Source organism: Tolypothrix bouteillei VB521301 (assembly GCF_000760695.4).
Classification (GTDB): Bacteria; Cyanobacteriota; Cyanobacteriia; order Cyanobacteriales; family Nostocaceae; genus Scytonema; species Scytonema bouteillei_A.
Genome location: NZ_JHEG04000002.1, coordinates 124,158 through 138,565, shown reverse-complemented (window position 1 = coordinate 138,565; position 14,408 = coordinate 124,158). Strand labels below are relative to the sequence as shown.

The 14,408-nt window shown below is 41.7% G+C and carries 7 protein-coding genes; 6 read left to right on the top strand and 1 reads right to left on the bottom strand.

Features of this window, described 5'->3' with window-relative positions; genetic code table 11:
• Positions 1–51: 51 nt before the first annotated feature.
• Positions 52–789 carry a histidine phosphatase family protein gene (locus HC643_RS39380; protein WP_050046198.1) on the bottom strand — a complete coding sequence of 246 codons (738 nt, stop codon included), beginning with the start codon at positions 787–789 and terminating at the stop codon, positions 52–54.
• Between the two features lie 448 nt (positions 790–1,237).
• On the opposite strand from HC643_RS39380, the gene HC643_RS39375 reads away from it, so the two are divergent.
• From HC643_RS39375 to HC643_RS39350, 6 genes are all read left to right on the top strand, one after another.
• Positions 1,238–3,430 carry a variant leucine-rich repeat-containing protein gene (locus tag HC643_RS39375; RefSeq protein WP_038080787.1) on the top strand — a complete coding sequence of 731 codons (2,193 nt, stop codon included), beginning with the start codon at positions 1,238–1,240 and terminating at the stop codon, positions 3,428–3,430.
• 30 nt (positions 3,431–3,460) lie between these two features.
• Positions 3,461–5,743 (top strand): WD40 repeat domain-containing protein, encoded by a 2,283-nt coding sequence (locus HC643_RS39370; protein WP_038080788.1) that lies wholly within the window; start codon positions 3,461–3,463, stop codon positions 5,741–5,743.
• 222 nt (positions 5,744–5,965) lie between these two features.
• Positions 5,966–6,511, top strand: a complete 546-nt coding sequence (locus HC643_RS39365; RefSeq protein ID WP_038080789.1) for a pentapeptide repeat-containing protein — start codon at positions 5,966–5,968, stop codon at positions 6,509–6,511.
• A gap of 914 nt (positions 6,512–7,425) precedes the next feature.
• A complete protein-coding gene (locus HC643_RS39360; RefSeq protein ID WP_038080881.1) occupies positions 7,426–7,968 on the top strand; it encodes an HPP family protein in 543 nt (180 codons plus the stop codon).
• A gap of 62 nt (positions 7,969–8,030) precedes the next feature.
• The gene (locus tag HC643_RS39355; RefSeq protein ID WP_137986441.1) at positions 8,031–8,240 is read left to right on the top strand and encodes a hypothetical protein; all 210 of its coding nucleotides are present in this window, start codon (positions 8,031–8,033) and stop codon (positions 8,238–8,240) included.
• 47 nt (positions 8,241–8,287) lie between these two features.
• Positions 8,288–14,278 carry a trifunctional serine/threonine-protein kinase/ATP-binding protein/sensor histidine kinase gene (locus tag HC643_RS39350; protein ID WP_408019889.1) on the top strand — a complete coding sequence of 1,997 codons (5,991 nt, stop codon included), beginning with the start codon at positions 8,288–8,290 and terminating at the stop codon, positions 14,276–14,278.
• Positions 14,279–14,408 lie beyond the last annotated feature (130 nt).

Genomic DNA, 14,408 nt, shown 5'->3' with positions numbered 1-14,408 from the left:
ACAAAGCCTGCCTACGCAGGCTAATTAGATGCATCTTTTACAGAAATAGTATTAGAAGGGTTGAGATCCATTCCAATCCGTACAGATAAGATGCCCGTGAAGCAGTTCACCTTTTACAATTCCTGTATTTGGTAATACATTGGCAAGCGCAAATTGTCCCGATACGTTCTTAAATATCAGAGGTAACATGGTAGATAAAATAGCACCGTGAGCTACAAAAATCAAAACTTTGGGAATATTTGAATACTGCTCGATGGTATCTGTAACAAAGGGGACGAAGCGCGATCGCAAATCGTTGTAACTTTCTCCATCTGCTGCTTTTTTATCGTATTCTTTATTAACCAACCAATCCGTGAGTAATTGAAAGATTTGTGAGAAATCAGATGAATTGAGTGCAGCCGTGCCAAAATTGACTTCAACAATTTGAGGTGCAAGTTGTATGGGAAGATTTTTCACAAAAGAGATTGCATCTGCAGTTTGAACGGTTCGCAAGCGAGTTGATGTGAAAATTGCGGAGACATCAATATCTTCAATTGACGAAGCCAGAGTTTTCACCTGCTGAATCCCTTTGATAGTGAGAGGATAGGTAAATCCTTCATCAGGCGGTAATTCTGAAGGCAGTTCCGATCTCTCAGATAGGACATTGACTTCACTTTCCCCATGCCTGATGAACCAAACCTCAAACTTTCCCGTTTCCTGAGCTTTAACTTTTTCTACAAGAGTAGAAAGACCTGCAAATGCTGGTGCTGCTGCGATCGCTGTGATAATTGTACGCCTGTTAATCTTCACTTGAAATTTGCTCTCTCTTAATTCTGAAAACAGCAATAAGACTACAGCAGGAGCGCTAAATGCTTGTTAAGAAACCGTTAAAAGTTGATCTAAGGGTATATACGCACGGGCCTCTTACTGGAGTTGAGACTGTTTTGGTCTAAAATCCAGTCATTATTATTTAGTAGAAAAGAGGATGACACTGTAAGAAAGCCCCAATATAATGTGATAACAATTGTCCCGGACAAAGCATCGGTACCGTAATTACTACAAACATTTAGAGGAAGTTTTAAAAGTAGTAGCTGAGGTATTCAAAACTTCACATCCTCCTAAAATTTTCTTAAAAAAGGTGGCTTTAAGAGTACTTTCCCCCCTTTTTAAGGGGGGCGAGGGGGGATCTTGATACAACGGGAAACTGTACAAACATCCTCTCAAGAAATTACTATTAACTTTACAATCTAGCGCTTAGATGGATGATATAACTGCACTCGAGCAATCTATCACTGCTCTGACAAAAAACGTAAAACAGGCACAATTAGTAGCAGCAGACCCTAATACTGACCCCGATTTGTTGCGAGCACTGGCGCGATCTAGCGACCAAAAAACCCGTCAAGCAGTAGCAGGGAATCCCAATACCCCACCTGATATACTTTTGAAATTGGGAGCAGAATTTCCATCGGAATTGCTAAATAACCCCGTGTTTCTATTACTGCTCTTAGAAAATCCCAATCTAGTCGAAGAAATTCCCTTAGCTACCTTGCGAAGTATTTTGAAGCAAGAAAATGTTCCAGTATATTTTTTGGAACAAGCAGCAGAGCAAGCGGATTTGGAAGTTCAACTGGCGTTAGTTAAAAACGTCCAAACTCCCAAAGCAGTATTAAATCGGTTAACCCAAAGCCGACATTCTCAAGTTGTAGAATCTGCTCGTTTACACGTTAATCTGGCTGGAGAATTAACGGAGAAATACGACGAAAGAATCAAAGAGGTGATTCAAGGAATTATCCCTTCTGCTGACAAAGCGGGTACTGGCTCTCTTGCGGTTCTAGCTCAGATTTGCCCGATTCCAGAATTCATTGTTGAACGTTGGATAAAAGAGCCACACTATCAGAATTTTTTATCTGCAAAGCTTGCTTGTTCTCCAGCAACATTTCCCAGTATTCTCAACCTTTTAGCCAATCAAAGTTCTACGCAGTATACAGTAGCCCAAAATCCCAATACTCCCGCAGAGACTCTACGAAAATTGGCAAGCGAAGAATGCAGAGCAACTCGAAGCTCCATCGCTCAACATCTCAGTACACCTAGCGATATTCTGGAGAAGTTGAGCAAAGACAAAGACCAAACAGTTCGTATTAAAGTCGCTCAAAATCCCAATACACCCTTAAGTGTGGTGAAAGAACTGGCAAACGATACAGATAGGCATGTTGCTAATGCGGCAGCTGGGGTAATAGGAGAAAAACAACGAGAATGTGCTCTCGAAGCAGTTAGGAAGAATCCTGAAATTTCCCGTCAGCTCTTAGAAAGTTTAACACAAAAAGATTCCAGGGCTCTGTGCGAACACCCAAATACACCACTCGAACTGCTCTTAGAATTCTCCAAAAGCCTTCACAGAGAACTGCGTGAAGCTGTGGCTCGAAATCCCAATACACCAATCAGTATTTTAGAACAGTTGGCTCACGATGAATCTCAGGAAGTTCTTTGGGCAGTTGCCAGTAATCCAAATGTACCAGTCAGTATTTTAGAACAGTTAGCTCAGCATGACTCTTGGGAAGTTCGTTGGGATGTTGCCAACCGCAAGGCACCAATAAGTCTTCTGTTTAAGCAATTAGCTAGAGATGCATGGGTAAGTCGCAAGATTGCGTCTCAAATAGCCAATCAACAATATCAGTGCTCTGAAGAGGAGAGTATTTTAGATATCCTAGCAGAAGAAAGTACCAGTTCTTTGGAAACCATTTTGCAGCGATTAGCACGGGAGGGAGGAGAGGCGGCTCGTCTTTTTCTCGCTCGACGCTTTGATTTGCCCGCTGATTTTCTTATACAATTTGCTGAATCAAATGAAGTGAAGGTCTGTGAAGCAGTAGCCCAAAACCCCAACACCCCTGTCAGCTGCTTGGAAAATCTAGCTCGATCGCCAGAAACAAAAGTTCGTGAAGCAGTAGCCCAAAACCCGAATACACCGATCGGAATTTTAGAACAATTAAGCAAAGATCGGAACACCGCAGTTTTGCTGCATATCGCACAAAAAACTCACCTCTCACCTGAAATTTTAGAAGAACTGGCGAGTAGTAAATCAGCCGAAGTGCGTAAAAAAGTGATGGTGAATCCCAGTTTGCCAAAAGAGGCTGTAGAGCGTATTCTTTGCGGGGAATATGCAACAGATTATTTGAAACTGCATCCTGATTTCTTCTCTCGCCATCCCGATCGCCTTGCTGTGGTGCTCGATTGTTATGCTCGGTCCCAGTTTCCCTTAGTGAGCTTTATTGCTTTAAAGCAACCCCAGATTTCACAGGAATTACTACAAGAAAAAAGCGTTTCTATCTCCTGGCTGGAAAGGCTAGCTGTCGCTCAAAATGCACAAGCGACTCAACAAATTCTCATACAACTGGCACAAGATAGCAACCAGCTAGTTCGAGCAGTAGCAAAAGATAGATTGCAACACTATTAATTTTATCTTCACACTCAAAGAGTTATCGTTATGCTTCCAGAAAAACAGGTGCATAGTAGCAACACAGATACTTTAAAATCGTTTCGAGAAATTGGGGGTGCTCGGGGATTGCTAGCAGCCTATCAACTTGGAGAACGTGATTTCACTCAGGTGAACTTAGAAAATACCGATTTGAGCCAAGCTGATTTAGCGGGAATTAATCTAGAAAAAGCCAACCTCAAAGGAGCAAATCTTTCCCAAACTAATCTAAGCGAAGCCAATTTGATAAGTGCTGACTTGCGTGGCGCAAACCTCACACAAACTAACTTAAGATGCGCTCGTCTTAATGATAGTGACCTACGACAGGCCCTCATCAAGCAGGTCGATCTGTATCGAGCCAATCTCAGTTGGGCAAATCTGAGCGAACAAGACTTGAGAGGAGCCAATCTCGCAAGAGTTGATTTCCAAGGTGCAGATTTGAGTGCAGCGAATCTAAGTGAGGCAAATCTCAAAGAGGTAAAACTGGATGCAGCTAATTTGAAAGGTGCAGTTTTGGTAAGAGCTAATCTAAGTTATGCTTATATGCCTCGCGTCCAACTCGTGCAAGCCAACCTTCAAAAAGCGACATTAGTGCGTGCCGAATTAACAGCAGCTAATTTGGAACAATGTGTTTTAGATCGGGCTAATCTGGAGGAAGCTAGGCTGCGAAAAACTCAACTGCAACAAGCTAGCTTGCAGCATACTTACTTGCGTAGAAGCCAATTACAAGCAGCAAACCTGACAAATGCTAACTTGCAGAAAGCAGATTTGTCTGGGGCTAAACTGGAAGGGGCAATTTTAACACAAGCTGACCTGCGAGAGGCAGAAATTGCTGAGGCAAAGGACGCGAATTTAGAATTTGCAATTTTGGGCGAACTGGATAAAGTTATTGCACACTCTCTACATTTAGAACTAAAGGTATGGAACTCATCTTTTGCTTTCAGTCCTGATAGTGAGATGCTCGCATATACTGACTGGAAGGAAAAAATTATCTTGATGAATACCAACACTGGCAAGCAAATTAACCAAATAGATTTTCAATTAGAACCAGTTGTCTCAGTCGTTTTTAGTGCAGATGGACAACATCTCTACGAAAGTTTTTATGTGAATGAGTTAAAACTATGGAATCCCTTAACGGGGGAGTTGATTCAAAATCTTAAAAACCATTCTGTTAATATTACTTCTTTTGTATATCATGGCGATTCCAAAGGTATAGCTATAAATGGTACAGGAGAACCTTTTGAGGTCTTTGACGTCGGTCATGAGACAAGGACATTAAGGGGTTATTCTAGCGGTATCTTAACTCAAGCACATAGCCCAGATGGGCGATTGACCGCCCGAAGTGCGCCGGATGTAGACGGTCAGATTGAACTGCTCGACAGACAAACTGGTAAACAAATTTGCCTTCTTACCGGACACAAAGCAGCAGTGCAATCTCTGGCTTTTAGTCCTGACAGTCAGCTCCTAGCTAGCAAAAGCGCTGAAGATTTTAAGCTGTGGCAAGTGACAGAGGGGAAGGAAACATATAGTTGCTTGCGATCCCAACGCACGAACTACCCTACTCTTGCTTTTACCCAGCGGAATCATCAATCCAATCCAGTGTTGGTCGGCAGCGATTTCTATGGTACTTATGCAGATAGAGAGGCTGCACCCGATAATAAAGACGGAAAGAAGCGGTATCGCGGTGGAGAATGGTCTAATGACTCTTATGTTACCCTAAGTGCAGATGGAAAAGTACTGGCAAGATGCTATTACAAGCAACCAGTGCAATTGTGGAATTTACAGACGGGCGAAGATAATGGTGTTGTAAATTTAGATAGCGGCTATGGCTTTCCACTGGCACTCAATTCTAATGGAAGTATCCTAGCGGCTGTGGAGCGGGAGAAAATTGCCCTGTGGGATGTGAAAACAAACACACTGATTTGTAGTTTTACACCTCACTCTAGCTGGATAAAGCAAATTGTCTTTAGCCCAGACGATCGAATTCTAGCCAGTGGAGGTAATGACCATACAATTAAGCTGTGGAATGTGCAAACAAATTGTGAAATAAAAACTTTGCAAGAGTATTCTACCATTCAGGCTCTAGCCTTCAGTCCCCTAGAGCCAATTTTAGCGAGTGTCACTCGATACGGTACTATCAGGCTCTGGGACTTGGAGACAATGGAAGAAATCCACAGTTTCAAAAGTTCTCAAGAAGAAGCCATCAATTTAAAATTTAGCCCCGACGGAAAACTGTTAGGCAGTAGTAACAAAAGCAGCATCTTTGTGTGGCAATTGCGATGTTCGTCGCAATGACAGGCATTTTCCAACGACGATCGCTGCACCACTTTCTTAAAAGGAAATTCTTCCAAAGTCAAACCACTAGGAGCGATCGCCCACAACATGGGTAACGCCAGATCTAAGGTGTATCTCTAGAGAGGGGTTTGAATGCATTCGTTGACTTAGGATAAAGAACGTTGTTGGGCTAGTTCGAGTCAGAATGGCTCAACCCCTTATATCGAGGGTGGAGTACAGAAAATGAATGTAGAAGAACTCAAGCAGCGCTACGCCGCAGGAGAGCGAGACTTTAGCATTGTTGACCTTAGGGATACAGTGATGGAAGAAATCGATCTCAGTGGTGCTGTTTTACGTGAGGCAAAGTTGGATGGAACCAACTTGCAGAGGGCAAACCTCAGTCGGGCTGACTTGAGTGGAGCAACACTGAATGGTGCAAACTTAAGCCAAGCCAATCTAAGCGGAGCCGATTTGAGCGATGCGATTCTTGACAATGCAATATTGGAAGGAGCCATTTTAGATGGAGCCATTTTAGATCGAGCAGATCTCAAAGCTGCCGATCTCGAACAGGCAAATCTCAGTCAAGCCGATCTCATTCAAGCCGATTTAAGTGGAGCCAATCTAGAAGCCGCAGATTTGAGCGGAGCAGATTTGGGTACTGCGGACTTGCACCAAGCGAACCTCCGTCAAGCTGCATTAGAAAGAGCCAATCTCACCGGGGCTAATTTAAAAGATACGAATTTACAAGGAACTATTATTGAAGGCGGTGATAGCAGTCTGGCGACATAAGCTACAGCGTTATAGCTAAGTTGCTTTCAGAGTTAAAGAAACTATCAGCCCATTCAATACCTACTCCCTTTCCGCCATAAGACTACCGATCTTCTTCTCCTCTTTCCTCTGTGTCCTCTGCGCCTCTGCGGTTCATTTAATTAAGAAATCTTCGAGCGGGAAGGGAGTAAAACAGCCGATGGGATGGTGATAATGGCACCCCAAGAACCAATAAAGACCCTCCCCTTAATGACATCCACGGTTATGTTTGACGATGTTGCAAAGCAGCAGTTGAGCGATCGCGCTTGGAAATGAACGATGTCTAACGATAAGCTACAAATGTCACCACACTCAAGCTGTGATTGTTGCAGTGAGGCAAAGAATTGTCAGCATTTTGACAATTTTGCTAACAAACCAAAACCCGAGCAGTATTGATACTACATCTATCAGCTATTTGTTTGTAAACATCCTGTGAACTATGCAGAGTGTTGCCAGATAATACCAAAGTTTGGTTTGTTTCCTGTTAATATAAATCAAACTTATAAGTAATATTACTTATTTATATGAATTTTATATTTCCTTGTTCGAGTTCAAACGATATTCTAGAACTCATATGTCATAGTTCCATGACATTATCTTGCTACTCAACTTTTTTAATTCATGAATTTGAATTTTTTTGATAAAAATGCTGGTTTGTGGTTGAAGGGTCTGTCCATCGGAATCTGGATTTTAGCCAATAACTCTGATTAAAAGTTCCCTCTATTGACAGAGTTGGGGAATCTTGTAACTTATCGATCCACAAAGATTAGCTAAGGCAAGAAATACACTTAATCTTTTTGTGTTGTTGGTTGTTGTGTTGTTGGTTGCAGTTGCTCTGGAAAACTATGAAAAGTTATTTACCCAAAAGGCGGTTTTATTCAAGCTATCTAACGAGGTTGAATTATCAAAATGTTCGGGAAAAATGGAAAAATTATTGCTTGAAAATACGTGGAACTAGACGTTCATCTTGCTTAGATAGACCTCACCACATACATATATTTTGGAGTTGGTGCGGTAGTTTTATTGGAATAGCAGCAACGGCTTACCTTTCTGTAACAACTAATTCTCCTTTGCTGATGGCTCCCTTTGGTGCTACTAGCGTATTAATCTTTGGTATTCCTGACAGTCCTTTAGCCCAACCCCGGAATGTCATTGGTGGTAATTTTGTAGCGGCATTAGTTAGCTTGACTATTCTACATCTTTTTGGTTCAGAACCTTGGGCAATGGGAATGGCAGTAGCTACAGCCATTGGTATGATGCAACTGACTGCAACTTTACACCCTCCTTCGGGCGCAGTTGCATTAGTTGTGATGATGACGAAAGCACCCTGGCAATTTCTTTTAACTCCTGCGTTAGAAGGTTCCATCATTTTGATACTCTGTGCTGTGGTATTCAACAATCTCGCACGCGAGCGAACATATCCGAAGTATTGGTTCTAACTGGTCTCACCACCTTCGTGAACTAACCAAAATCGAGGATTGACTAAAGTTAACTCGGTATTTTGTTGAAGGTTGAAGGTAATATTGCACTTTCTCTTAATAGGTTGGTAGAGACGGAAGCAGCAGTCACTGCATTAGCAAAGCTCATATCTATCTGCTTTCTGCTGGTAGTCCGGCAATTGATGGAGATACAAACGATCGCTCTGTATGATGTTCTCCCTTTTTTCTTTTTTGCCGTTTTGCAAAAACTGAGAAGCTCTTGGGAATACTAACTTTATGAAGCCAAAAACCAACTTCTATCATGAGGTTAGTATAAATGATGACTGCACGCTCTGCTCCTGTAATTCCCGGATATAAAATCTACTCCCAACTCTATGCAGGCTCCAGAACTAGAGTCTATCGAGCTATTAGAGAGCAAGAAACACTTCCAGTCGTCATTAAACTTCTGACATCTGAATATCCCAGCTTCAACGAATTACTCCAATTTCGCCACCAGTATACCATTAGCAAAAATCTCAACATTCCCGGTATCCTTCGTCCTTTATCATTAGAAACTTACCGAAATGGTTATATTTTAGTGATGGAAGATGGGGGGGAAATTTCTTTACGAGAATACGTTAAAACCATTACACTCTCACTTGTCGAATTTTTGGCGATCGCTATTCAACTAACCAAAATTCTACACGATTTACACCAAAACCGCATCATTCATAAAGACATTAAACCCGCAAATATTCTAATTCATCCTCCAACAAAACAAGTTAGACTGATAGATTTTAGTATCTCCTCTCTGTTACCCAAAGAAACTCAAGAAATTAAAAGCCCTAATATTTTAGAAGGAACTCTCGCTTATATTTCCCCCGAGCAAACAGGTAGAATGAATCGAGGGATAGACTACCGCAGCGATTTTTATTCTCTTGGGGTGACATTTTATGAATTATTAATAGGAGAATTACCATTTATATCCGACGACCTCACGCAATTGGTGTATTGTCATATTGCTAAAATGCCTGCACCATTGGGGAACAGGAAAGAAGTTCCACAGGTGCTTTCCAATATTGTGATGAAATTGATAGCGAAAAATGCTGAAGATAGATATCAGAGTGCTTTGGGTTTGAGGCATGACTTAGAAAATTGTTTGTATCAGCTCCAAGAAACAGGTAAAATTGAAAGTTTTGAAATTGCCCAGAGGGATGTGTGCGATCGTTTTCTCATTCCTGAAAAACTGTATGGGCGGGAAACAGAAGTTACAACCTTGCTGGAAGCTTTCGAGCGTGTCAGCAATGGTCGTTCAGAAATGATGCTGGTAGCAGGATTTTCTGGGATTGGGAAAACGGCGGTAATCAATGAAGTCCACAAACCAATTACCCGTCAGCAAGGATATTTCATCAAAGGCAAATTCGATCAGTTTAATCGCAATATTCCCCTATCAGCCTTTGTGCAAGCTTTTCGTGACTTGATGGGACAATTGCTGAGTGAAAGCGATGTCCAATTGGTAACATGGAAAGCCAAAATTCTCGCTGCTGTGGGCGAAAACGGGCGGGTGATTGTGGAGATGATTCCTGAATTAGAAAGGATTGTTGGCGAACAACCACCTGTCCCGGAACTCTCCGGGAGTGCAGCCCAAAATCGCTTTAACTTACTATTTCAAAAATTCATCCAGGTTTTTACCACAAAAGAACATCCCCTAGTGATTTTCTTGGATGATTTGCAATGGGCAGATTCAGCTTCCCTAAACTTGCTGCAATTATTGATGAGTGATGTCAGTTCGGGATATTTACTCATTTTGGGAGCCTATCGAGACAATGAAGTATTTCCGGCTCATCCCTTGATGCTAACACTGGAACTGATTCAGAAAGCACGAGCAATTGTCAATACCATTACCCTGTCACCTTTGGGGGAATTAACGGTGAATCAGTTAGTGGCAGATACCTTAAGTTGTACCGAGGAATTAGCTCAAACTCTGACAAGATTGGTGTATCAAAAAACTAAAGGAAATCCGTTTTTTACAACGCAGTTTCTCAAAGCTTTGTACGAGGATGGTTGGATTCAGTTCCAGTCAGAGCTGGGTTATTGGCAATGCGACATGGCGGCGGTGCGACAGTTGGCATTGACAGATGATGTAGTGGAGTTCATGGCATTGCAGTTGCAGAAACTACCAACACAGACTCAAGCGGTTTTGAAATTGGCGGCTTGTATTGGTAACCAATTTGATTTGAATACTCTGGCGATCGTTTCGGAACAATCCCTCATTGACACCGCAGCCCACCTTTGGAAAGCATTACAGGAAGGGCTGATTCTCCCGATTAGTGAAACCTACAAGTTTTTCCAATTTCATGATTCTGAGGACAGCGATCGCCGTGAAGAGATTGTTGTTCCTTATAAATTCTTGCACGATCGCGTCCAACAAGCAGCTTACTCGTTAATTTCCGAAAGCCAAAAACAGGCAACCCATCTGAAAATCGGTCAACTCTTACTTAAAAATCTAACTGCAACAGAGCGAGATAAAAGAATCTTTGATATTGTTAACCAATTAAATTATGGTGTTCAACTCATTACGGAAATTACCGAACGAGAAGAACTGGCTTGGTTAAATTTATCTGCTGGTTCTAAAGCGAGAGTCTCCACTGCTTACACTGCTGCAACCGAATATGCAGCCTGTGGGATTAAGTTATTAAAAGCAGACTGTTGGCAGAGCCAGTATCAGTTGGCATTAGAATTGCAGAACCTAGGAGCAGAAGCTGCTTATTTGGCTGGCAACTTTGAACTGATGGCAGAATTTATTCAAATAGTTTTAGATTGTGTTCAAAATCCCTTGGATCGAGTCAAAGTGTATGAAGTTCAAATCCAAGCTTATGGCGCACAAAATCAATCACTAGAAGCAGTTGGTCTGGGAAAAGAAGTGTTAAAGTTATTAGGAATTAAATTCCCAGAAAATTTTAGCAATTCTGACGTACAGGCTGAAATCAGTCATACCATTTCTCTACTTGCAGATCGGCTTATTGAAGATTTAATTGAACTGCCGCATATGGCGGATAAAACATATTTGGCAGTCATGAGAATTTTATCCAATATTACGAGCTTTGCGTATCAAGTCGATCCAAACTTATTTCTTCTTTTACCATTAAAGCAAGTTAGTCTCTCTTATCAATATGGGAATTCCCCTCAGTCAGCTTTTGGATATGTTGTCTATGGTATTATTCTTTGTTCATTAGTTAAAGACATTGAATCTGGTTATCGATTCGGTCAATTATCTGTCAAACTTTTAAGTCAATTTGATACCAAAGAAGTAACTGCAAAAACTATTCATACATTCAATTGTCTCGTCAGGCATTGGAAAGAACATATTAAAGAAACATTACCATCTCTCTGGGAGGCTTATTCCCTTGGTTTAGAAACAGGAGATTTGGAATTTGCAGGGCTTGCCATCCGTTACTATAGCGCTCATTTGTATTTCCTCGGTCAAGATCTGAGTACATTGGAAAAAGAAATGCAAACCCATACCAATGCTCTCCAGAAAATTAAGCAACAAGGTTTAGCTAACTACAATCAAATTCAGAGACAAAGGATATTAAATTTATTAGGATATGTTGATGATGTATGTTGTTTAAAGGGTGAAGCCTACGATGAAGATGTCATGCTTCCCATCAATCTGGCAAACAATGATATGGTTGCATTGCTAGAATTTTATTTTTCTAAACTTCAACTCAGTTATCTGTTTGGCAAGTACGATCTGGCACAGGAATATGTTATACAAACAGAACAGTATTTAGCTGGTGGGCTGGGGCTAATTATTTTTCGACAATGTTATTTTTACACATCGCTGGCACGACTGGGTATCTTTTTAAATGTCAATCAAGACATACAAACACAGATTCTCAATCGCGTTATAGAGAATCAAGAAAAAATGCAACTATGGGCAAACCACTGCCCAATGAATGCTTTACATCAATTTTATTTAGTAGAAGCTGAAAAAAATCGAGTTTTAGGCAATCAACCCGAAGCAATAGAATACTACGATCGCGCCATTGCGGCTGCGAAGGAAAACGGTTATATCCAAGAAGAAGGCTTAGCTAACGAACTTGCTGCTAAGTTTTACTTGAACTGGGGGAAAGAGAAGGTGGCTTCCGGCTACATGCAGGAAGCATATTACTGTTACGCCCGTTGGGGAGCTAAAGCTAAAACGGATGATTTAGAACAGTGCTACCCCAACTTACTGGGTCCCATTCTCCAACCCGCCGTCCAGAACTTAAATTCCCTGGAAACGCTGGCTTCGATTTCCAATATACCAATGACCTCGACGAAAACCAGCCGCTCTTCCAGTACAAGCATCAACAACGTTCTCGATTTCGTCACTATTCTCAAAGCGTCTCAAAGCCTTTCGAGTACAATTCAACTTGATGAACTCATCCATCAAATCACTCAGATTCTTTTGCAACACTCAGGGGGCGATGGCTGTGTCTTAATTATGCCCAACCAAGCTTTTGAGTGGCAAATTGTAGCTGTTACTACACCAAGTACTGTGGAACTGTGTTACGAACCGCTAGAAGGTCATAAAAACTTCCCTGTAAAACTGATTCAGTACGTCAAAAACACCCAAGAACTGGTGATAATTGAGGAGATCAAAACCGATCTGCCTGTTATTGATGATTATTTAATTCAGCACCAACCAAAGAGTGTTTTGGGTTTGCCAATTCTCAATCAGGGTCAGTTAATTGGGATTCTATATTTGCAGAACCGTACAACTACTGGAGTGTTTACCAGCGATCGCATCCTAATTCTCAACTTCCTCTGTACTCAAGCGGCGATTTCTCTGGAAAATGCCAAACTCTACCAGAACCTGCAACGATCGGAAAGCAACGAACGCGAAAAAACAGAACAATTAGCGCAAACTCTGGAAGCGCTCCAATTAAAGAACTGCAAATTAAGCTTTCGCGCAGATGTGGATGCTGCCTTAACCAGTAGCAACTGTCTGAAACAAATGCTACAATCTTGTACGGAAGCAGTTGTTCAACATTTGAATGCAGCTTTTGCACGCATCTGGACGTTAAACGCGGATGAAAATGTTTTAGAACTCCAAGCGAGCGCCGGACAATACACTCATATTGACGGTCCCCACAGTCGCGTTCCGGTGGGAGCATTCAAAATTGGGCTGATTGCTCAAGAACTTCGTCCCCATTTGACCAATGACGTGTTGAACGATCCACGGGTTGGAAATAAAGAATGGGCAAAGCAGGAAGGAATGATTGCTTTTGCTGGTTATCCACTGCTGTGTGAAGATCGGCTCATGGGAGTGCTAGCCCTATTCGCACGTCAGGCTTTAGCAGACGATCTTTTGGATATGCTGAAGTTAGTTGCTGATGAAATTGCCTCAGGAATTAGACACAAGCAAGTCGAGCAAGCCTTGCGACACTCAGAGATAGAACTCCGACACAAAGCACAACAGCTTGAATATGCCGTTCAACAACTTGAACAATCCCAACTCCAAATTATTCAGAATGAAAAAATGGCATCTTTAGGCAACTTAGTAGCAGGCGTTGCTCACGAAATCAACAACCCTATCAGCTTCCTTAATGGCAGCATTAACAATGCTAAAGATTATGTGCGGGATTTAGTTGAGCATTTGGCATTTTATCAGCAACATTATCCCAGCCCAGTCATACCAATTCAAGACCATGCCCAAGATATCGATCTGAAATTTCTTAGCGAGGACTTACCTAAGTTACTGGATTCAATGCAAGGAGCAACCGATCGCATCAAAAGCATCAGCACCAGTTTGCGGACCTTTTCCCGCGCCGATACCGAACACAAGGTAAGCGCTAATCTCCATGACGGAATTGATAGCACATTGCTGATCCTCAAATATCGTCTCAAAGCTAATGAATTTCGCCCTGCTATTCAAGTCATTCAAGACTACGGTGAGTTACCACTTATCGAGTGTTTTCCCGGACAATTAAATCAGGTCTTTATGAATATTCTAGCTAATGCAATCGATATGTTTGATGAGATAGCAAAAACTCAATCTTTTTTGGAAATAGCCGCTCATTCTCAACAAATTACAATTCAAACAGCCATGGTTGAGAACCAAGTTCAAATTTGTATTCGCGATAATGGTAAGGGTATGACCGAAGATGTGAAAGCGAGAATTTTTGACCATTTATTTACGACTAAAGGTGTAGGAAAAGGTACAGGATTGGGATTGGCGATCGCCCGACAAATTGTGGTGGAAAAACATGGTGGCACTTTAAACGTGCAATCTGAGTTAGGTTGGGGAACTGAGTTCTTGATACAGCTTCCACTTCAGTATTAAGACCTTAACGGCTCAAGCAAAATCGCTGGCATACCTGGTAGTTCACGAACATCTATCCTTGTCATGTTCTACTGGCGCGGCTAGCATACCTTCAGAAAGACCAGCTTCACACAGACGAAAAGCACCGATA